General features: G+C 70.8%; 18 protein-coding genes and 1 pseudogene. 14 read left to right on the forward strand and 5 right to left on the reverse strand.

The window, feature by feature from the left end:
• Positions 1-109 precede the first annotated feature (109 nt).
• On the reverse strand, positions 110-736 hold the full coding sequence (locus FK219_RS09135) for a hypothetical protein (RefSeq protein ID WP_152583807.1): 627 nt from the start codon (positions 734-736) through the stop codon (positions 110-112).
• 195 nt (positions 737-931) lie between these two features.
• Here FK219_RS09135 and clpX point away from each other — a divergent pair, with 195 nt between their 5' ends.
• The 3 genes from clpX (at position 932) to FK219_RS09150 (ending at position 4,183) form a co-directional block, all read left to right on the forward strand.
• The gene (gene clpX, locus FK219_RS09140) at positions 932-2,212 is read left to right on the forward strand and encodes an ATP-dependent Clp protease ATP-binding subunit ClpX (protein WP_152583808.1); all 1,281 of its coding nucleotides are present in this window, start codon (positions 932-934) and stop codon (positions 2,210-2,212) included.
• A 29-nt stretch (positions 2,213-2,241) separates the two neighbouring features.
• Positions 2,242-2,763 carry a pyridoxamine 5'-phosphate oxidase family protein gene (locus FK219_RS09145; RefSeq protein ID WP_152583809.1) on the forward strand — a complete coding sequence of 174 codons (522 nt, stop codon included), beginning with the start codon at positions 2,242-2,244 and terminating at the stop codon, positions 2,761-2,763.
• A 118-nt stretch (positions 2,764-2,881) separates the two neighbouring features.
• Positions 2,882-4,183, forward strand: coding sequence for an HNH endonuclease signature motif containing protein (locus FK219_RS09150; RefSeq protein ID WP_152583810.1), 1,302 nt, complete (start codon positions 2,882-2,884; stop codon positions 4,181-4,183).
• A gap of 84 nt (positions 4,184-4,267) precedes the next feature.
• Here the strand turns inward: FK219_RS09150 and FK219_RS09155 are convergent, their stop codons facing one another.
• Positions 4,268-5,041: a hypothetical protein gene (locus FK219_RS09155; protein WP_152583811.1), complete on the reverse strand. Its 774-nt coding sequence runs from the start codon at positions 5,039-5,041 to the stop codon at positions 4,268-4,270.
• Positions 5,042-5,206: 165 nt separating this feature from the next.
• Here FK219_RS09155 and FK219_RS09160 point away from each other — a divergent pair, with 165 nt between their 5' ends.
• From FK219_RS09160 to FK219_RS09200, 9 genes and pseudogenes are all read left to right on the forward strand, one after another.
• Positions 5,207-6,412, forward strand: coding sequence for an ROK family transcriptional regulator (locus FK219_RS09160; RefSeq protein WP_152583812.1), 1,206 nt, complete (start codon positions 5,207-5,209; stop codon positions 6,410-6,412).
• Complete coding sequence (locus FK219_RS09165; RefSeq protein WP_210416805.1) at positions 6,409-7,377, forward strand: carbohydrate ABC transporter permease; 969 nt, start codon at positions 6,409-6,411, stop codon at positions 7,375-7,377. Before FK219_RS09160 ends, FK219_RS09165 begins: the two co-directional genes overlap by 4 nt.
• Positions 7,370-8,257: a carbohydrate ABC transporter permease gene (locus FK219_RS09170; protein ID WP_152583813.1), complete on the forward strand. Its 888-nt coding sequence runs from the start codon at positions 7,370-7,372 to the stop codon at positions 8,255-8,257. The genes FK219_RS09165 and FK219_RS09170 overlap by 8 nt, the downstream gene beginning before the upstream one ends.
• 63 nt (positions 8,258-8,320) lie before the next feature.
• Positions 8,321-9,565 (forward strand): annotated as a pseudogene (locus FK219_RS13715) (ABC transporter substrate-binding protein).
• 118 nt (positions 9,566-9,683) lie between these two features.
• On the forward strand, positions 9,684-10,859 hold the full coding sequence (locus FK219_RS09180) for a glycoside hydrolase family 15 protein (RefSeq protein ID WP_152583814.1): 1,176 nt from the start codon (positions 9,684-9,686) through the stop codon (positions 10,857-10,859).
• The gene (locus FK219_RS09185; protein WP_152583815.1) at positions 10,856-13,090 is read left to right on the forward strand and encodes a glycoside hydrolase family 31 protein; all 2,235 of its coding nucleotides are present in this window, start codon (positions 10,856-10,858) and stop codon (positions 13,088-13,090) included. The genes FK219_RS09180 and FK219_RS09185 overlap by 4 nt, the downstream gene beginning before the upstream one ends.
• Before the next feature lie 9 nt (positions 13,091-13,099).
• Complete coding sequence (locus FK219_RS09190; protein WP_152583816.1) at positions 13,100-14,302, forward strand: benzoate/H(+) symporter BenE family transporter; 1,203 nt, start codon at positions 13,100-13,102, stop codon at positions 14,300-14,302.
• Positions 14,303-14,353: 51 nt separating this feature from the next.
• The gene (locus FK219_RS09195; RefSeq protein WP_165638095.1) at positions 14,354-15,172 is read left to right on the forward strand and encodes a hypothetical protein; all 819 of its coding nucleotides are present in this window, start codon (positions 14,354-14,356) and stop codon (positions 15,170-15,172) included.
• Positions 15,169-16,512, forward strand: coding sequence for a GNAT family N-acetyltransferase (locus FK219_RS09200; protein WP_165638096.1), 1,344 nt, complete (start codon positions 15,169-15,171; stop codon positions 16,510-16,512). The genes FK219_RS09195 and FK219_RS09200 overlap by 4 nt, the downstream gene beginning before the upstream one ends.
• Before the next feature lie 87 nt (positions 16,513-16,599).
• On the opposite strand, the gene FK219_RS09205 is transcribed toward FK219_RS09200, so the two are convergent.
• A complete protein-coding gene (locus FK219_RS09205; RefSeq protein ID WP_152583818.1) occupies positions 16,600-18,630 on the reverse strand; it encodes a M3 family metallopeptidase in 2,031 nt (676 codons plus the stop codon).
• Positions 18,631-18,808: 178 nt separating this feature from the next.
• Between FK219_RS09205 and FK219_RS13480 the strand changes: the two genes are divergently transcribed.
• The gene (locus FK219_RS13480; protein ID WP_210416807.1) at positions 18,809-19,423 is read left to right on the forward strand and encodes an ArsR/SmtB family transcription factor; all 615 of its coding nucleotides are present in this window, start codon (positions 18,809-18,811) and stop codon (positions 19,421-19,423) included.
• On the forward strand, positions 19,420-19,635 hold the full coding sequence (locus tag FK219_RS09215) for a hypothetical protein (protein ID WP_152583820.1): 216 nt from the start codon (positions 19,420-19,422) through the stop codon (positions 19,633-19,635). The genes FK219_RS13480 and FK219_RS09215 overlap by 4 nt, the downstream gene beginning before the upstream one ends.
• A 51-nt stretch (positions 19,636-19,686) precedes the next feature.
• On the opposite strand, the gene FK219_RS09220 is transcribed toward FK219_RS09215, so the two are convergent.
• Both FK219_RS09220 and FK219_RS09225 read right to left on the reverse strand, forming a co-directional pair.
• Positions 19,687-19,923, reverse strand: coding sequence for a hypothetical protein (locus FK219_RS09220; protein WP_152583821.1), 237 nt, complete (start codon positions 19,921-19,923; stop codon positions 19,687-19,689).
• A gap of 86 nt (positions 19,924-20,009) precedes the next feature.
• Positions 20,010-20,468: a GNAT family N-acetyltransferase gene (locus tag FK219_RS09225; RefSeq protein ID WP_152583822.1), complete on the reverse strand. Its 459-nt coding sequence runs from the start codon at positions 20,466-20,468 to the stop codon at positions 20,010-20,012.
• Positions 20,469-20,475: the final 7 nt, after the last annotated feature.

The raw sequence follows: 20,475 nt of genomic DNA on the forward strand, positions 1-20,475 counted from the left end.
TGTCTGAGAGAAAGTGTCTGAGAGTGAGTGGGCGCGCGCTCGGATGTGCTCGACGGCACAGCAGTGAGCGGGTCAGGCGCCGGAAGGAGTGTCTGCGGAGGGTGCCGCGCTAGACGGCGGCGAGGGCGGGCGGTCCGCGCCGCAGTTCGAGGCACTGAAGGATGCCGCCGAGGCGGGGCAGCACGAGTGCCGCGGGGGCGAGGCGCGGCGTGCGGGGCAGCGGCACGGCGGCGGGAGCATCCCGCAGCAGGGCGGCGACCCGCAGGGCCAGCGAGCGCACGACGCGGGTGATCGCGTCGAGGCCGAAGCGTACGAGCAGGAAGGCGACCGCGCCGGCCGCGACGTGGGTGAGCGCCATCGGCAGGCTTGCCGCACCGTGCGTGGCGACCGCGGGGCTCGCGAGGGAGAGGGGTGCGGTGTGCGCGGCGTGGGCGCCGGCTGAGCTGGCCACGCCTGTGCCGGCGGCAGCGCCGGCGAAGAACGAGAACAGGCTGTGGAAGATCGCCTGATCGATCGCGACCCCGATGAGGATGCGCGGGCTCGAAGGTCGCGCACCGATCACGAACATGCCCACCAGGCCGGACACCACGAGTGCCGTGGCGAGAGCGGCGGTCGACGGCGTGCCGCCCCCGCCGAGAGCGTGCGCGGCGCCGGCGATGACCGTCGCGACGACGCCGACGAGCCACGACGCGGCCACGCGACTGCGTCGCGCGGCGAGACGATCGTGGGTGCTCATGACGGCTCCAGACTAGGTGACGAGGCTTGTGGCTCTGCTCAGCATTCGGAGGCCGGGGGCGCGGCGACGGGTCGGGCTCGGGGTCGACTTCCGGGTCGGTCTGGCGGGGCGCGACACCCGGGCGGGGAGAGGTGCGCGCACATCGTCGGTGCCGAGGGTTAGGCTCGATGCACGTACGCACGGAAGGGGGGCCCCGTGGCCCGCATCGGAGAAAGCGCCGACCTGCTGAAGTGCTCCTTCTGCGGAAAGAGCCAGAAGCAGGTGCAGCAGCTCATCGCCGGCCCCGGCGTGTACATCTGCGACGAGTGCGTCGAGCTGTGCAACGAGATCATCGAGGAGCGTCTCGCCGAGTCGAACGAGAACGAGGCGGCCGAGTTCGAGCTGCCGAAGCCCCGTGAGATCTACGACTTCCTCGGCGAGTACGTGATCGGGCAGGAGGCGGCCAAGCGCTCGCTCTCCGTCGCCGTGTACAACCACTACAAGCGCATCCGCGCCGGTCAGTCGCTCACCTCGGCGGACCAGCTCGCCGACGAGGTGGAGATCGCGAAGAGCAACATTCTGCTCATCGGCCCCACCGGGTGCGGCAAGACCTATCTCGCGCAGACGCTCGCGAAGCGCCTCAACGTGCCGTTCGCCGTCGCCGACGCTACGGCGCTCACCGAAGCGGGCTATGTCGGTGAAGACGTCGAGAACATCCTCCTCAAGCTCCTGCAGGCCGCCGACTTCGACGTCAAGCGCGCCGAGACGGGCATCATCTACATCGACGAGGTCGACAAGATCGCCCGCAAGGCCGAGAACCCGTCGATCACGCGCGACGTCTCCGGTGAGGGCGTGCAGCAGGCGCTGCTCAAGATCTTGGAGGGCACGGTCGCGAGCGTTCCCCCGCAGGGCGGGCGCAAGCATCCGCACCAGGAGTTCATTCAGATCGACACGACGAATGTGCTGTTCATCGTCGCCGGTGCTTTCGCGGGGCTGGAAGACATCATCAGTCAGCGCGCGGGCAAGCGCGGCATCGGCTTCGGCGCCCCGCTGCACGACAAGGCGGAGGAGAAGAACCTCTTCAGCGAGGTTCTGCCGGAAGACCTGCACAAGTTCGGCCTCATCCCCGAGTTCATCGGCCGTCTGCCCGTCGTCACGACGGTCACGCCGCTCGACCGCACGGCGCTCATCGAGATTCTCACCGCACCGAAGAACGCTCTCGTGCGGCAGTACCAGCGCATGTTCGAGATCGACGGCGTCGAGCTCGAGTTCGCCCCAGACGCGCTCGACGCGATCGCCGACCTCGCCGTGCTGCGGCAGACCGGCGCGCGCGGGCTTCGGGCGATCCTCGAAGAGGTGCTGGGGCCGATCATGTTCGAGGTGCCTTCGAGCGACGAGGTCGGTCGTGTCGTCGTGACGCGCGAGGCGGTCATGGAGAACGCGGCGCCGACGATCGTGCCGCGCCGGGCGGCGCAGCGCCGCGAGAAGTCGGCGTAGTTCGCAGGTGGCGCGGCTACTCTGACGCCATGAGCGACTCGTTGCGCGACCGGTTGCGGGCCCTGCCCGACTTTCCCGACGACCTGCCGATCTTCGACCCGACGCGGGCGCCGGCCTCGGCCGAGGACCTGTTCCTCGAGTGGCTCGACGAGGCCCTGCACTTCGGCGTGCACCAGCCGCACGCGTGCACGCTCTCCACGGCCGGGCCCACGGGCCACGTCACGGCTCGCACCCTCATCCTCAAAGACCTCAGCGAAGGCCAGTGGGTGTTCGCGGGCGCACGGTCCACACGCAAGGGCATCGACCTGGCCGCCAACCCCTACGCCGCGTTGACCTTCTACTGGCCGCAGCGGGGGCGACAGGTGCGCGTGACCGGCGAGGTCGAAGAGCTGCCCAGCGAGGTCGCCGCCGCCGACTGGGCCGCCCGACCCGCCGTCACCGAGCCGCACAACCACGACTGGGCCGCGTGGGCCCTGCAGCCCTCCGAGGTCGAGTTCTGGCAGGCCCGCGCCGACCGCCAGCACGTGCGGCACTGGTACCCCGCGCGCTGAGCGCACCTCTGGTCGCGCCGAGCCGCCGTGCCGCGTGCGCTGAGCCCGCCCACGGTCGCGCGCGCATGATCCCGGTCTCGAGGGTGGGAATGTCGGTGGTCGATGCTGGACTATCGGCATGACGATGACGGTGGACGAGCGGAACGCGAGCGACTCGCGTCTCGACGCGCTGCTTGACGAACTCATCGAGCTGGAGGTGCGGGAGGCACGCATCGCGGAGCGCCGAGCCGCCCTTGTTGCAGACGTGAGCGCGGTCATCTCCCATGTCGAGGGCGCTGGTGCCTCATCGACCGGTGCTGCGGGCTGGAGTCCTGAGGTCGTTGCCCGGCGCACCACCGCTGCTGAACTCGCTGCAGCACTGCGTGTCTCCGAGCGGACCGCGACGACGCTGCTCGAGCAGGCACGCACTCTGCGCGCCGACCTTCCTGCGACTCGCCAGGCACTCGCCGACGGTCGAATCACGTATCGTCACGCCTCGATTCTCATCGACCAGGCGTGGTCGCTTCCCGCCGAGGTTCGCGCCGAGTTCGAGGCCGCGGCGCTGACCGCGGCCGAGAGCCGCACGCCTGAGCGGTTTCGGCAGCGAGCCCGTGTGATCCGCGAACGGGTTCATCCCGACTCCATCGAGATGCGCCGCACCGCGGCCGTGGAGTCACGGCATGTAGCGGTGGAGCCCGCGCGCGACGGCATGGCCTGGTTGACCGCCTACCTGCCCGCTGAGCAGGCTCAGAGCATCTACGCACGGCTCACGCACATCGCACGGTCCCTCGAGACGGGCGAAGGCCTCGCCGCCCATGACGCCGAGCCCGCGGCTTCCCGCGGTGTGAGCGACGGTCGCACCCTCGCGCAGCGGCGCGCCGACGCGTTCGCCGACCTCCTCATCGACGGCGTCGTGGCTGAGACAGCGCTGGGTCAGGGTATTCGCGCGCAGATTCTCGTGACTGTGCCGGTGCTCTCTCTTCTCGACCGCTCAGGCAGCACGCCGTCCGATGCTCCCGCCGAACTCGAGGGCTATGGCCCGATCGACGACGAGACTGCCCGTCGACTCGCCGCGCACGCTCCCTCGTTCACGCGACTTCTGACCCATCCCGAGACGGGGGCGGTGCTCTCCGTCGGTCGCGATCGCTACACGGTGCCGGCAGACCTCAAGCTGTGGCTGAGAGTGCGCGACGGTACCTGCAGGTTCCCCGGCTGCGGTCGAGGCGCATCGACCTCCGACCTCGACCATACGATCGACTGGCAGCACGGTGGCCGGTCCGATCACGACAATCTCGCACACCTGTGCCCCGCGCATCATCGGCTCAAGCACCACACGCGATGGGCAGTCAGGCACTCGAGCGACGGCGTGCTGCAGTGGCGCGCTCCGAGTGGGCGCGAGTATGCGACGCGCCCTGAGCGAGACCTGCGCGTGCCCGCGTAGTGCGACTGCCCTCGCGCCGGGCGAACTCCATCGCGCAGAGCGCATTCCGCCGCCGCGCGCCAACCGCGTCTGGCCGCGCGCCGACTAGCCCCAGCCGTGCCGGGCGCGCACCATGGCGAGTGCGTCGCGGGGAAACTCCGGTCTGTGACCTGCGACTGACTCCAACAGTTCGAGTAGGCGGCCCGCGAGCGCGACGTCGTCGAGCCTGAGCGCGTGAGCGAGCGACGTTGCCAGGTCGGGGTGGGTCAGCTCGACGCGGCGTCGAGGGTCGAGGTAGTCGGCGCGGTTGTCGACAGGGGAGAGCACGGCGACCGCCGTGAGCAGGTGCGTGACGGCGTCACCCCGGAGGAGTGCCGACGCGGCAAGCGCTTCACCGCGGCGGGCCTTGCCCGCACCGAGGTGCACCTTCGCGACGACGAGCGCGAGCGCGTCCGCGAGTGAGGCGTCCCGATTGCGCGGCGAGCGCGCAACGGCCCGTGCGACGGCCTCGGCGACACCGCCGCGGTCGAGGAGCACGTCGTGGTGGTGCACACTCCACTCGGCGAGCTCGTCGGGGCTCGCGACCCCGAACTCGATGACGCGCCCATCGTCGAACACGAGCGTGCCGCCGCCGTGCCACTCGATGACGTCCAGAACGATGCGCTCAGCGTCGGGCAGCCACCACCGCTCGCGCCGCACCTCCTCCTGACTCCCCGGAGAGGTGATGATCGCGAGGTCGTGGTCGCTCCACTCGTCGACCCGGTGTATCTCGGCGGTGGAGCCCATGTCGACGAGCCCGAGGATGCGGTCGTCGCCGACCAGTCGGTCGCGCACCGTCCACAGGTACTGCTCGAAGAGTTCGCGGGTGCAGGCGGTCATAGGGACTCCTTCGTCGGGGCTGGTGCTGCCAGGCCGAGACGCTGCCAGGCCGAGACGCCGCCAGGGCGCGACGCCGCCAGGCAGAGCACCGCTTGACATGCTTCGGTACTTCATTCTATGGTTTGTTTAGTCTTGAAGTAAGGGGAATCAATGGCGCTCCGCCCGATGGCTCGCACCGACGTCAATCGCTCCGCGATCCTGGCGCACCTCGGTGCACACGGCCCCGCGTCGCGCGCCGAGCTCGCCCGGGCGCTCAACCTCTCGCCCGCGCTCATGACGCAGCTCACCAAGGACCTCCTGGCCGACGGCCTCCTGCGCGAGCTCGCCCACCAGCCTTCCCAGGGGGGCCGCCCGGCCCGCATGCTCGGGCTCGTCGCGAGCGCCGGCCGCGCCGTGGGCGTCAAGGTCGCCGCCGATCACCTCGCCTTCGTCGAGGTCGGCATCGACGGCTCCGTGCTGCGCACGGCGAGCGAGCCCTTCGACGCCTCGGCCACGACCATGCTCGCGAAGCTCGTCGAGCTGCTGCGCCGTTTCATCGCCGGTGGTGCCGACACCCCTCTGCTCGGCATCGGCGTCGGCGTGCCGGGCGACGTCGACCGTCAGGGCGAGGGTGTCGTCGACTCGACCCAGCTGGGCTGGACCCACGCCCCCATCGGCGAGAGCCTGCGCCGCGAGCTCGGCCTTCCCGTCCTCGTCGAGAACAACGTCAACGCCCTCGCCATGGCCGAGCGCCTGTACGGCCTGGGTCGCCGCCACGACAGCTTCCTCGTCGTCACGATCGGTACCGGCGTCGGCGCCGCGATCGTCGTCGACGGCGTGATCCTGCGTGGTTCGCGCGGGGGAGCGGGAGAGGTCGGCCACACTCCCGTGCGCGACGACGGGCCCCTGTGCTCGTGCGGCAACCACGGCTGCCTCGAGACGTTCCTCAGTGAGGACGCACTCGTGCGCATCGCCCGTGAACGCGGCGTCATCGGCGCGTCGGCTGGAATCGAGGCGCTGCGGGATGCCGCGGACTCGGGTGACGACCGCGCGACGGCTGTCTTCAGCGAGGCGGGCCACCTCCTCGGCCGCACCGTCGCCGGGCTCGTGCACGTGCTCGACCCCGAGGTCGTGATCCTGCTCGGCGAGGGCACCGCAGACTGGACGCACTGGTCCTACGGCTTCGAGCCGGCGTTCCGCGCGGCCCTCATCCCCTCTCGGCGCGGCGTGCCGATCGCCGTCGAGCGCTGGCAGGACGACAGTTGGGCGCAGGGCGCCGCGACGCTCGTGCTCGCGACGCCGTTCGACGCGGACGGTTCGATGGGCGAGCAGGGCGACCTCGTGCGTCGCCGCCTCGTGCAGCAGGCCGCGCCACCCGAGGCCGATTCGTGAGCACCTCGACCCTGCAGACGAGCCTGCTCGACCGAAGCCCCGAGCCCACGCGCACACCCGTGGCGGGCATCCGGCGACCGGTTCGCTCGCGCCGCACCCGCGTGACCTACGCGCTCACCGTGCTCGCCTTCCTGTTGCCGAGCGCCATTCCTCTGACGCTCTTCGTGCTCGGCCCCATGGTGGCGGCGGCGTGGATCAGCCTGCACGAGTGGAACCTCATCACGCCCATGCAGTGGGTGGGGTTCGACAACTTCGCCCGCCTGTTCAGCGAGGGCGAGACGGGCGAGGTGTTCGCCCACACGCTCTACTACATCGTCGGCTATCTGCCGCTCGTCTACGTCGGCGGCCTCATCCTGGCCCTCGCCCTCAACCGTGCCCTCAAGGGTCGCGCGTTCTGGCGCGGCATCTACTTCCTCCCCGTCGTGACGAGCTGGATCGTCGTCGCGATCGTGTGGCGCTGGCTGCTCAACCCCGCCAACGGCGTCGTGAACGCCGTGCTCGCCTGGTTCGGCATCGACGGCCCCGGCTGGTGGACCGACCCGGCGTGGGCGATGCCCTCGATCATCCTCGCGAGCGCGTGGAAGGATCTCGGCTTCGTCATGGTGATCCTGCTCGCGGGCCTCCAGGCGATCAACCCCGACCTCTACGACGCGGCGAAAGTCGACGGTGCTGGCCCGTGGCGACGTCTCGTGAGCGTGACCCTGCCGATGCTGAGCCCCAGCACGTTCTTCGTCGTCGTCATCTCGCTCATCAACGGCTTCCAGGTCTTCGACCAGGTGTACGCGATGACGGGCGGCGGGCCCGCCGGCTCGACGCAGGTCGTCGTGCAGCAGATCTACGACCTGACCTTCCGCTACGGGCAGGCGGGCGAGGCCTCCGCGCTCTCGTGGATGCTCTTCGCCGTCATCCTCGCCGTGACGCTCGTGCAGGTCATCGGCCAGAAGAGGTGGGTGCACTATGGCTGAGTCGCGCACGCTGCCGCACCCCGACCGCGGGGCGAGCCCCGATCGTACGAGCGCGGATGCCCGGCGCCGGGCATCCCTCGGATGGGTTCTTCTGCACGCCGTCGTGATCCTCGGCGCGGCGCTCATGTTCTTCCCCTTCCTGTGGACGGTCGTCACCTCGCTCTCCGACGGCATCGGCCTCTCGACCGAGCCGAGCCTGTGGCCCGAGAACCCCTCCCTGAGCGGGTACGAGACGCTCTTCACCGAGCGCCCGTTCGCGCGGGTCGTCGTGAACAGCTTCGTGCTGGCCACGCTCACGACCATCGCGCAGCTGTTCACGAGCGCGACGGCCGCCTACGCGTTCAGTCGGCTGCCGTTCCGCGGCCGCGGCATCGTCTTCGCGATCTACCTCGCGACCATGATGATTCCGCTGCAGGTGCTCGTCGTGCCGCTCTTCGCGCAGATCAAGGCCTTCGGGCTGATCAACACCTACCTCGGCGCGCTGCTGCCGACCTTCGCCGCCGCGTTCGGCATCTTCCTGCTGCGGCAGGCGATTAACCAGGTGCCGCGCGAGCTCGACGAGGCCGCGACGCTCGATGGTGCGGGGCACTTCCGCATCTTCTGGCAGATCATCATCCCGAACATCCGCCCGGCGCTCGCGACGCTCACGATCTTCGCCTTCATGGGCAGCTGGAACAGCTTCCTGTGGCCGCTGATCGTGCTGCGCGATGCCGAGCTGCAGACCCTGCCCATCGCGCTCGCCGCGCTCCAGGGGCAGTACACCACGGCCTGGGACGTCGTCATGGCCGGCTCCGTCGTGAGCATCATCCCAATGCTCGCGCTCTACATCTTCGCCCAGAAGTACGTCATTCAAGGCGTCGCCAGCTCGGGGATCAAGTGAGCCCCGAGACATTCCGTATCCACCCGCACCACTGCAACCCCTATCGAAGGAGATAGCACTCACATGAAGCGTTCACTCATCGCCGCCGTCGGCCTCGCCGGCGCCACCGCCCTCGTGCTCGGAGGCTGTGCCACCGAGGCTGCCGAGCCCGACGGCCCCGTCACCATCACGTACAGCAACTTCATCTCCGCAGGAGGCAATGAAGAGAACCTCGCCACGATCGTCGACGCGTTCGAGGACGAGAACCCGAACATCACCGTCGAGGTGACGACACTGCCGTACGCGGACTACTTCACGACCCTGCAGACCGACCTCGCGGCCGGCACCATCGCCGACGTGGTCGACACCGACTTCGGGTTCTTCCAGACCCTCGCCGACTCGGGCGCCCTCGCGCCGCTCGAGGTGGCGAACCCCGAGTCGTACCGAGAGTCGCTCATCGAGGCATACTCCCGCGATGGCGTGAGCTACGGCCTGCCGAGCTCGTTCTCGGCCGTCGTGCTGTAATACAACGCCGACCTGTTCGACCAGGCGGGCCTCGAGTACCCGACCGCCGACTGGACGTGGGAGGACGAGCAGGCCGCTGCTGAAGCGATCACCGCGCTCGGCGATGACATCTGGGGCAGCCACCAGCCGGTGTCGTTCTTCGAGTACTACAAGGTGCTCGCGCAGAACGGCGAGTCGTTCCTCAACGACGACCGCACCGCCGTGGCCTTCAACACGCCCGGCGGCATCGAGGCGGCCGAGTGGCTCGTGAGCAAGAGCGGCGCGGTCATGCCGACCATCGAGCAGGGTCAGGGCACGCCCGACTTCGACACGAACCTGTTCGTCGAGGGCAACCTGGGCATGCTGCACACCGGCATCTGGGTCTTCGGCGCCGTCGCCGACGTTCCGTTCTCGTGGGACATCGCCGTGGAGCCCGGCAACACCCAGCAGGCCAGCGGCGTGTTCTCGAACGCTGTGGGCGTCTCCGCGACCTCCGAGAACATCGAGGCCGCCACGCTGTTCGCCGAGTTCCTGACCTCGTCGCAGACGATGGTCGACGTGCGACTCGACTCGGGCTGGGAGCTTCCGCCCATCAGCGATGAGTCGCAGCTCGGGGTCTACCTCACGAAGGACAACCCGGCCAACCGCCAGGCGGTCTTCGACTCGCTCGACGGCATCGCGATCCAGCCGATCGTCGCCACCGGCCAGCAGGAGATGCAGGACATCATGAACGAGGAGCTCATCGAGGCGCAGGCCGGCCGCAAGTCGGTCGCTGATGCCCTCGCGAGCGCGGAGGAGCGCATCAACGCTGTCATCGGCGGCTGATCGCCTGACCGTTCGTCCACCCCGATCGGCGGGGCTCCGAGCTCGCTCGGGCTCGGAGCCCCGCCGCGTCCCGTACCACCCGCACTGAACGCCCCTGCACGCCCCGGAAGGCTCTCGCATGACGCACGTCACCACCGACCCCAGCACGCCGCGCCGCGTCGACCTCGCCGATCTGGCCCAGCGCAGCGTCGCTCTTATCGAGCGGCTGCAGCACCCGCAGGGCGCCTACCCGGCGAGCCCCACGTTCTCGGCGTACCGCGGCTACAGCTGGTTCCGCGACGGCGCCTTCATCGCCGACGCGATGTCGGCGGCGGGCGCTGCCGAGTCCGCCTCGCGCTTCTTCGACTGGTGCGACCGGATGCTCGCCGAGCACTCCGACGAGGTGGCCGAGATCGTCGCCGCCGAAGCCGCCGGCACACCGTTGCCCGACGACCGCATGCTCCCCACCCGCTTCACGCTCGACGGATCCGCGGGTGACGATGACTGGTGGGACTTCCAGACCGACGGCTACGGCACCTGGGTGTGGGCCGCGGTCTCTCACGCGCGCCGCCACGGTCTGAACCTTGAGCGCTGGGCGCCGGGCATCCGCCTCAGCGTCGACTACCTGCTCGCCACCGCTCACCGCCCCTGCTACGACTGGTGGGAGGAGCACCGCGACGAGGTGCACGTCTCGACCCTCGGCTGCATCGTCGCGGGTCTCGAGGCCGCCGCCGACGCGCACGTGCTGCCCGCGGCGACCGCAGCGCGTGCCCGCACAACCGCGGCGGAGTGCCGTGCGCTCATCATCGAGCGAGGCACGCACGAGGGCCACCTTGCCAAATGGCTCGGCGCGAGCGCGGTCGACGCCTCACTCGCGGCCGTCATCGCGCCGCTCGGCGTGATCGACGCGACGAGCACGCTCGGGCTCGTGAGCATTCGCGCGATCGACGACGCGCTCACCGTCGACGGCGGCGTGCACCGGTACCTCGACGACACGTTCTTCGGCGGTGGCCAGTGGCCGCTGCTCAGCTGCATGCTCGGCCTCGCGTACGCGGCGGCCGGCGACACCGAGCGTGCGCAGGCGCAGCTCGAGTGGGCGGCGCGCACCGAGACCGCCGAGGGATTCCTGCCCGAGCAGGTCGGCGACCACCTCCTCGCCCCGGAGCGGGAGCGGGAGTGGATCGACCGCTGGGGGCCCGTCGCGACACCGCTGCTGTGGAGCCACGCGATGGTCGTGCGCCTCGCCGTCGAACTCGGCGTTGCGGGCGCGGCAGACACCTCGGCTACCGCGACCGGGCCGGAGGAGCCGTCGTGATCCGCCACTCCCCATTCGGCTCCGGCCACCCCTACTCGGTCGACACCGACCAGCGCGACCCCGTCGACCCCGTGGCTGGCGAGCCGCTCACGCTCGGCGTGCGCACGAGCGCCGAGGTCGACACCGTCGCGCTCGAGTGGGACGACGGCAGCACGGTGCACGAGCACCCGTTGACCCGCACCGAGCGGAAGTCTCGCGGCCAGTCCGTGGACGGCGGGCACCTCGCGAGCGCGCAGGCGCGGCTCGCGCGCGCCGCCCGCGGTTTCGCCGTGACCCTCACCGACCTCGAACGGCACCGTGCGTACCGGTATCGCTTCGTCGGGGGGCCGGGCGACTCATCGACCAGCCAGCGCACGCGCTGGTTCGACGTGCGCGTCGCCGCATGGCGCAGCGCACCCGACGACCTTGTCGGCGCCGACGCGCAGGCGGGCCTCGTCCCCGGCAGCGTCGAGGTGCTCGACGACGGAGAGCGACTGCTGCGCGTGCGCGCCGCCCTCGCGCTGGCGCCGGGGGAGCGCGTCGCGGGCTTCGGGGAGCGCTTCGACGCCCTCGACCACCGCGGCGCCGAGCTCGACTCGGTCGTCTTCGAGCAGTACAAGTCTCAGGGTGCCGAGCGCAAGACGTACCTGCCCATGCCCTTCGCCCGCGTCGTCGGGGGGCGCGGCTGGGGCTTCCACGTGCGCACCACCCGCCGCGTCTGGTTCGACGTCGGCGCGTCGACCCCCGACCGACTCGTGATCGAGGCCGAGGTCGACGCTCCGAGCGACGGAGCCGGCGTGCTCGAGGTCGCCGCCTACTCCGGTACCCCGCACGAGGTGCTCGACGCGTTCCTCGGCGAGGTCGGCCGGCCCGAGCAGTTGCCCGACTGGGTGCTGCGGCTGTGGGCGAGCGGCAACGAGTGGAACACGCAGGCCGAGGTCATGCGCCAGGCCGACGCGCACCGCGAGCACGACATTCCCGTCGGCAGCATCGTCATCGAGGCGTGGAGCGACGAGAGCACGTTCCACATCTGGCGCGACGCGCAGTACACGCCGCGTGAGGATGCTGGGCCGATGCGCCTCGCCGACTTCACCTTCCCGGCCGAGGGCGCGTGGCCCGACCCGAAGGGCATGGTCGACGAGCTGCACGACCGTGACGTGCGGCTCGTGCTGTGGCAGATTCCGCTGCTCAAGATGCGACCGCATCCGCGCGGCCAGCTGCGGCACGACGCCGACGCGGCGAAAGACGCCGGGGTGCTCATCCGCGAGCCCGGGCCCGACGGCCGGCTGCGGCCGTACCGCAACCGCGGCTGGTGGTTCCCGCTCGGACTCATGCCCGACCTCACCGACGAGCGCGCGGCCGAGTGGTGGACGGAGAAGCGTCGCTACCTCGTCGACGAGCTCGGCGTCGACGGGTTCAAGACCGACGGCGGCGAGCACGCCTGGGGCCGTGAGCTCGAGTACCTCGACGGGCGACGCGGAGACGAAGCGAACAACACCTTCCCCGTCGCCTATGCGAAGGCGTACGGGGACCTCCTGCGACGGGCCGGCAAGGCGCCCGTGACGTTCTCTCGCGCGGGCTTCACGGGCTCGCAGGCGCACGGTGCGTTCTGGGCGGGCGACGAGAACTCCACGTGGGAGGCTTTCCGCTGGTCGCTCTTCGCGGGTCTCAACGCCACGGCGAGCGGCATCCTCTACTGGGGGTGGGATGTCGCGGGGTTCAGCGGCGAGATCCCGACCGCCGAGCTGTACCTGCGCTCGATGGCCGCGGCGGCGTTCGTGCCGATCATGCAGTACCACTCCGAGTTCAACCACCACCGCAGCCCGAGTCGCGACCGCACGCCGTGGAACATCGCCGAGCGCACGGGAGACGAGCGCGTGCTGCCGGGCGTGCGCCGTCTCGTGCAGCTGCGCGAGCGCCTCGTGCCGTACCTCTCGGTCGAGACCGCGTGGGCCATCGGTTCGGGCACGTCGCTCATGCGGCCGCTGTTCTTCGACTGGCCCGACGACGAGCGGCTGTGGAGCGCGCCCTTGCAGTGGATGCTCGGGCGGAGCATCCTCGTCTCGCCGGTCACGGAAGAGGGCGCGACGTCGCACACCGCGACGCTGCCCGCGGGGGAGTGGGTGCACGCCTTCAGCGGCGAGACAGTGTCGGGCGGCGCGACCCACACGACCGAGGTGCCGTGGGACGAGGCTCCGGTCTACGTGCGCGCCGACGACTGGCCGCGCCTGCGCGAGGTGTTTCGGCCATAGGCTGGCGCTGTGCTGCAGCCGATCATCGCCGGGGTCATCGGCGCGCTCACGGGGTTCGCGAGCTCCTTCGCGCTCGTCATCGCGGGGCTGCTCGCGGTCGGTGCGACGCCCGAGGAGGCGGCGAGCGGCCTGCTCGCACTGTGCATCGCGCAGGCACTGCTCGCGGGCATCCTCTCGTGGCGCTCCCGCCTGCCCCTGAGCTTCGCGTGGTCGACGCCCGGCGCGGCCCTGCTCGTCGCGGCCGAGGGCTCGACCGGGTCCTATGGAGCGGCGATCGGCGCCTTCATCGTGTGCGGCGTGCTCATCCTCGTGAGCGGCCTGTGGGGCTGGCTCGGCCGTGCCATGACGCGCATTCCTATGCCGCTCGCGGGGGCGATGCTCGCGGGCATCCTGTTCCCCATCTGCATCGCGCCCGTGACGGCGGTCATCGAAGAGCCCCTGCTCGCAGCCCCGGTCATCGTCGTGTGGCTGCTTCTCGTGCGCTGGGCGACGCGGTGGGCGGTGCCGGCGGCGATGCTCGTCGCGATCATCGGCGTGGTCGTCTCGGCGGGCAGCGACTGGATGCTCGGCGCAACCCTCTCGCCGGGCTTCACCCTCACGATGCCGGCGTTCGACCCGCTCGTGATTGTCTCGCTCGGAGTTCCCCTGTACATCGTCACGATGGCGGGGCAGAACGTGCCGGGTTTCGCGGTGCTGACGACGCTCGGCTACCGCGACGTGCCCGCGCGGCGGGTTCTGGCGTCGAGCGGTCTCGCGACGGCGGTGAGCGCGCCGTTCGGCGGGTTCGCGCTCAACCTGGCGGCTCTCACGGCCGCGCTCATGGCGGGCCCCGACTCGCACCCCGACCCCGCCCGACGCTGGGTGGCGCCGGTCGCGGGCGGCGCGACCTACGTGCTGCTCGGGCTCGGCGCGGGCGTCGCGACGGCGCTCGTCGCGGCCGCCCCTCCGATCCTCATCATCGCCGTCGCGGGGCTCGCCCTGCTGGGCGCCTTCACGACGGGCCTGGTGAGCGCGTTCGAGGCGCCGGAGACGCGGCTGACGGCCGCCGTGACGCTCATCGTCGTCGCGTCGGGCGTCGTCGTGCTCGGCATCGGCAGCGCGTTCTGGGGGCTCGTCGTCGGCGCGGTCGTGCTGATTGTGACTCGGCCGCGACGGGTGCCCGACGAGACCCTGCACGACGACACCGTGCACGACGTTGGGCCGCAGGAGTAGGGTCGGGGTCGCCCGCGAGCCGGGCATCCGCACCTGCACGAAGGAGCCACCGTGTCGACCGAGACCGCCAAGCACGCCCGTGACCCGCTCGTGAGCGGTGCCCGCAAGGGGGCCATTTACGGCATCATCATCTCGTTCTCCGGTGCCGCCCTTGTCGGCATCATCGCCCTCCTGGGTGGCGACTTCGGCGAGACGCAGGGCAAGATCCTGCTCACCACGGTGCTGTTCGGGGCGTTCTCGATCACGGCGCTGTGCCACCTGGCGATCGCCGACCGGGCGATGCGCATCGTGGGAGTGAGCGGATTGCTCGCGAGCGGTGTCGCCCTCGTGACGGGTCTCGTGCTCGTTTGGCGCGACTGGGATGCGCAAGACGGCGGTCTGGACTGGCTGAAGATCTTCGCCGCTGCCGGCATCCTCGCCGTGAGTTTCGCGCACGCGAATCTGCTCCTGCTGCTCGCCGGGCGCCGCCGGGCCGCCATCCGGTGGGGGCTTGCGGCCACGCTCGTCGCGATCGCCGTCGTCGCGGTCATGCTCATCCTGCCGATCCTGACCGACGGCGAGTTCCCCGGCGAGGACGCTGCCGACCTGTATTGGCGCGTGTTCGGCGTCATCGCGATCCTCGACGTGCTCGGGACGGTCGTCGTGCCCGTGCTCGCGCTCTTCCTGCGCGATGGTGCGGGGCCCTCGACGCCCAGCGCGGCAGAGCCGCAGGGCGCCGCAGGGGCGCACCAGGCTGCAGCGACCCTGCGTCTCGAGGTGCCGGCCGACCTCGCCGAGGCGGTGCGCTCGCGCGCGGCGCAGCAGGGGAGCGACCCCGACGCGGTCGCGCTCGACGCCCTGCGGCGGGGCCTCGAGAGCGTCGACTCGTGACGACGCAGCACAGTGCGCTGCCCCTCGACGAGCGGTCGCGCGAGGCGCTCGCGGCCGAAGGGTTGCGCTACGCGTTCGTCGACGAGCAGGATGCAGCGCTGTTCGATGCCTGGCTGCAGGCCGACCAGCGCGGCTTCCACGCCGACACGCTCACCGAGGAGCAGCTGGCCGAGCACCGCGCGGGGCTCGCCTTCGCGCGCAGCATCGGCGTGTGGGACTCCTCGAGTGCCGACCCGGCCACACCGGTCGGCACGGTGGGCTCGTGGCGGTCATCCCTGAGCCTGGGCGCCACGAGTGCCGGTGCGGGCGCGGGTGCGAGTATTGAGGGCTGGGCGATCAGCGCCGTGACGGTGGCGCCGACGCACCGCCGCCGCGGCATCGCGCGCGCCCTGCTCGAGGGCGAGCTGCGGGCCGCCGCGAGTGCGGGTCTGCCGCTCGCGATGCTCACTGTCTCCGAGGCGACCATCTACGGCCGCTGGGGCTTCGGGCCCGCCACGTGGGCGGCCGACTACAGCGTCGACACGCGAGCCCTGCAGTGGACGGGCCCGCGCCCGACCGGCCGCGTGCACCAGGTGTCGCCCGCGAGCCTGCGTGCCCTCGCCCCGCAGCTCGCGGAGCGTGCGCACCGCCGCGAATCCGGCGAGGTGCCCGGGTGGGAGCACTATTGGCAGCGCATGCTCGGCTTGACGGCGGGCAGCACGCGCGCGAGCAAGCTGCGCGCCGCGCGGTACGACGACGAGCAGGGCACCCCGCAGGGTTTCGCGCTCTACTCGCTCACGGCCGACCCCGATGACTACACGGCGCACACCGTGAGCCTCGAATACCTCTGCGCGGCGAACGACGACGCGCACGCGGCGCTGTGGCGGTTCGTGCTCGAGCTCGACCTCGTGGCGACGGTGCGGGCGCCGCTGCGGCCGGTCGACGAGCCCGTGCAGTGGATGGTCTCCAACCCCCGCGCCGTGCGCACGTCGGCGCGCAGCGAGCACCTGTGGCTGCGCATCCTCGATCTGCCCGCGAGCCTGACCGCCCGACGATACGCGCACGCCGACACGGTGCTGCTGCGCGTCGACGACCCGCTCGGCTACGCGCACGGCGACTGGATGCTCACCACGAGCCCCGACGGAGCCGCCACCGTCACCCCCGCCGACGCAGACCCCGCACCCGAGGCGGCCGTCGTGCGCCTCGGCGTCGACGTGCTCGGCACCCTCCTGCTGGGCGGCGCGCCCGTCGAGTCGCTGCGCGCGGCGGCGCGGCTCGTCGAGGAGCGACCCGGCTCGGCGGCCCGCCTCGACGCACTGTTCCGCACGACGCGCGCTCCGCACCTCAGCATCTGGTTCTAGGTGCGCCAACCCACCCGCCCCGGCGCGCGTCACCTGTTCCGGAGCAGGTGACGAGTTCCCGGCCGGGAGAGAAGCGCTCCGGCGCCCCTACTCGGTGAGCCCGCGGCGCTGCAGCAGCGGCTCGATGACGGCGTCGCGGCCGCGGAACTCGCGGTACGCCTCGAGCGGGTCGCGCGTGCCGCCGATGCCGAGGATGTGCTGCCGGAACCGGTCGCCGTTCGCCCGAGTGAGCCCGCCGTTCTCGCGGAACCACTCGACCGTGTCGGCGTCGAGCACCTCGCTCCAGATGTAGCTGTAGTAGCCGGCGTCGTAGCCGCCCGAGAAGGTGTGGGCGAAGTACGTCGACGAGTACCGCGTGGGCACGGCCGGGTTGTCGAGGCCGACGCGAGCCAGGGCATCCGCTTCGAAGGCGGCGACGTCGGTGACGGCCTCCGCCTCCTCGGGGCTCAGCCGGTGCCACGCCTGGTCGAGCAGGGTCGCCGCGAGGTACTCGGACGTCGCGAAGCCTTCGCCCCAGGTCTCGCTCGCCCGGATGCGGTCCAGGGTCTCCGCGGGGATCGGCTCGCCGGTGACGTGGTGCACGGCGTAGTCGCCCACGATCTCGGGCCAGAGCATCCACATCTCGTTGACCTGGCTGGGGAACTCGACGAAGTCGCGGTACACGTTGGTGCCCGTGAAGTGCGGGTAGGTGACGTGGGCGAAGAGGCCGTGCAGGGCATGCCCGAACTCGTGGAAGAACGTGTTCACCTCGTCGAACGTGAGCAGCGTGGGCTCGCCCGCGGCCGGCTTCGGCACGTTGAGGTTGTTGACGACGATCGTCGGGTGGTCGAGCAGCTCGTTCTGCCCGATGAGCTCGTTCATCCACGCGCCGCCGCGCTTGCTGTCACGTGTGTAGAGGTCGAGCAGGTAGAGCCCCAGCTCGCTGCCGTTCTCGTTGTGCACCTCGAAGATGCGCACGTCGGGGTGGTACCCCACCAGGTCAGCGCGCTCGGTGAAGGTGATGCCGTACACGGCGGTCGCGGCGGCGAAGACGCCGCGCTGCAGCACGCGCTCGGCTTCGAAGTACGGGCGCAGCGCCGCGGTGTCGACGTCGAACTCGGCGGCGCGCACCTTCTCGCTCCAGTACGGCCAGTCGTGCGCTTCGATGGGGTGGCCGGCGAGGGCCTCGAGCTTGGCCTGCTCGGCGCGCGCGTTGCGGGCTGCGGCGGGAGCCAGCTTCGCAAGCATGGCGGCGACGTTCTCGGGGGTCTTGGCGGTCTGGTCGGCGGCGACGAACGCGGCGTGGCTGTCGAAGCCGAGCAGTCGCGCTCGCTGCGCGCGCAGGCGCACGATCTCGAGCAGAACCTCGCGGTTGTCGTGGTCGCCGCCACGGGTGCCGCGAGCACGCGAGGCCTGCATGATCCGGGCATGCACGTCACGATTCGTGAGGGACGACAGGTACGGATGCCCGCTCGGCAGCACGAGGGAGATGAGGTAGCCCGACTCGAGCCCGCGGTCACGTGCCGCGGCCTCAGCCGCCGAGATCTCTCCCTCGCTGAGGCCGTCGAGCTCCTCGCGCGTGGCGACGTGCACCGCGAGCGCGTTGGTGTCGGCGAGCAGGTTCTTCTCGAACTGTGTGGTCAGGCTCGAGAGTCGACCGTTGAGGGCGCTCAGCTGCGCCTTCTGCTCGTCGTCGAGGCCCGCGCCCGCGAGCGTCATGCGCGTGTGGTGGCGCTCGATGAGATAGCGCTGCTCGTCAGTGAGGCTCAGCTTGTGGCGCTGCCCGTGCAGCTGGGCGATGCGCCAGTAGAGGGCCGCGTCGAGCATGATGGCGTCCTCGTGGGCGGAGAGCAGCGGGGCGAACTGCTCTTCGAGCGCGTTCGTGGCGTCGCTCGAGTCGGCGCTCGACTGGTTGTAGAAGACCCGTAGCACGCGCGTGAGCAGCTGACCGCTGCTCTCGAGCGGCACCATCGTGTTCTCGAACGTCGGCATGTCCCGCTTCATCGTGATCGCCTGGATCTCGCGCAACTGCTCGGCCATGCCCGCCTCGATCGCCTCGGCGTAGTGCCGCTCCTCGATCTCGGCGAAGGGCGGCAGCTGGTAGGGGAGCGTGCTGGGGGCGAAGAACGGGTTGGTCATGCGGACAGCCTAGAGCCGGGCATCCGTGCCGCTCCTGGGGCCTGCCGTCGCCCCTGACGGCGCCCGCGCCGCCGCCCCGACGCGCCGCCCCGCTGCCCCGCCGCGCCGGGCGACGTGCAAAGAGATGCTTGCAAAGAAGTGCTTGCAAAGAAACGTTTGCATCGCTAGAGTCGACAGCATGACAGCCAGCGCGCACGACCCCGAGACTCGCATCGCCGACCTCGATGGTCTCAAGGCGCTCGCCCACCCTCTGCGGGTGCAGATCATCGAAGCGCTCTCCACGTATGGAGCGCAGACGGCGAGCGGGCTCGGCGAGCGACTCGGCGAATCCAGCGGGTCGACGAGCTACCACCTGCGGCAGCTCGAGAAGCACGGCTACGTGCGCGAGGTCGCCGACCGCGGCACCGCGCGCGAGCGCTGGTGGGAGCGCGTGCCCGGCGCCATCCAGATGGGCAGCCCCGAGCTCGACGAGAGCGAGGCCGGTCGCCAGGCCAGCCTCGTCATCATGCGCGAGTGGTTGCATCACCGCGAGGCCGGCGTGCGCGACATCGTTGAGCGCGGCATGACCGAGCTGCCCCCGCGCTGGCGGGAGGCCACCAACCTCCAGTCGGCCAGCGTTCACGTGACCGCCGAGCAGCTCGGCGAGCTCAATGAGCGGATCGTCGGGCTCATCACCGAGTTCGCCCGCGAGCACCGCGGCCAACGGGTCGTCGGTTCTCGACCCGTCCAACTGCAATATTTCGCCTTCCCCGTGCTCGATGGGCACGAGATTACTGAAGAAGAGACCCCATGACCACCATGAGCATCCCCGCGGGCGGGTACGGCCTGCCCCGCCGCCGTCTGCCGATGATGCGCCGACTCGTGCTCTCCGCCGGGCTCGCGCTCGTCGCGTGGAGCCGTCGCCCCGTGCGGCGTCGCAGCCACGAGGAGCAGGCGCGCAGCATCCGCACCGAATCGATGCGTCAGCACGCAGCGGCGCCGTTCCGCTACGGCGCAGCGCAGTAGGAGAACGGCACACTAGCGGCACCGCATCGCGGCACGAGCGAGGCAGTCGCCTCAGCGGGGCGTGACGCCGTCGGTGATCTCGACGAGGCCGTCGTGGCCCTGGCGGATGACCGTTCCATCGTCCAGCTCGACGACGGGCCGCCCCTCCAACCACGTGAGGGTCCAGCGCCACAGACTCGTGTCTCGACCGAAGAGTTCGCCCTCCACGGCGCGCACGGCGGCGCGAACGTCAGGGTTCAGGCGTGCGGGCGGTTCGGCGCCGACCGCCCAGCGGGTTCCGAGCTGCATGGCTCAGGCCTCCTAGCAGGTGCTCGCGAGCACGTGCTCGCGAGCGGGGGTTCGCGTACGGGTGGGTCGCGGTGGCGCCCCCGATGCTACCGGCTCGTCTCCCGCTCGTAGGTGACCCACGTCGTGCGCGTTGCGAGTCGGTCGTAGACCCGCTGCGCGCGCTCGTTGTCGGCGGCGGTGATCCAGCGCAGCGTTCCGCCCCCGTTTGCTGCGGCGTGCTCGGCGACCGCCTCGAGCAGCGCCGTGCCGACCCCTGAGCCGCGGTGGGCAGGGTCGGCGAAGAGGTCGTCGAGAAACCAGCCGGGCCCGGCGAGGAACGTGTCGGGCTGCATGCGCACGTGCGCGAAGCCGACGACGGTACCGTCTGCCTCCGCGACGAACGCCGTGACCGGATGCTCGGGGTCGAGTATCCACGCCCACACCCCGTCGAGCACGCCATCGTCGAAGTCGGTCTCGTAGAACACGCCGTAGGCGGTGAACAGCTCGCGCCAGCGCTCTGCGTCGCCGGGACTCGCCTGTCGAATGGTGATGCTGCTCGCGCTCATGCTCGCA

The sequence above is a fragment of the Microcella pacifica genome (genome assembly GCF_009371975.2).
Taxonomy (GTDB): domain Bacteria; phylum Actinomycetota; class Actinomycetes; order Actinomycetales; family Microbacteriaceae; genus Microcella; species Microcella pacifica.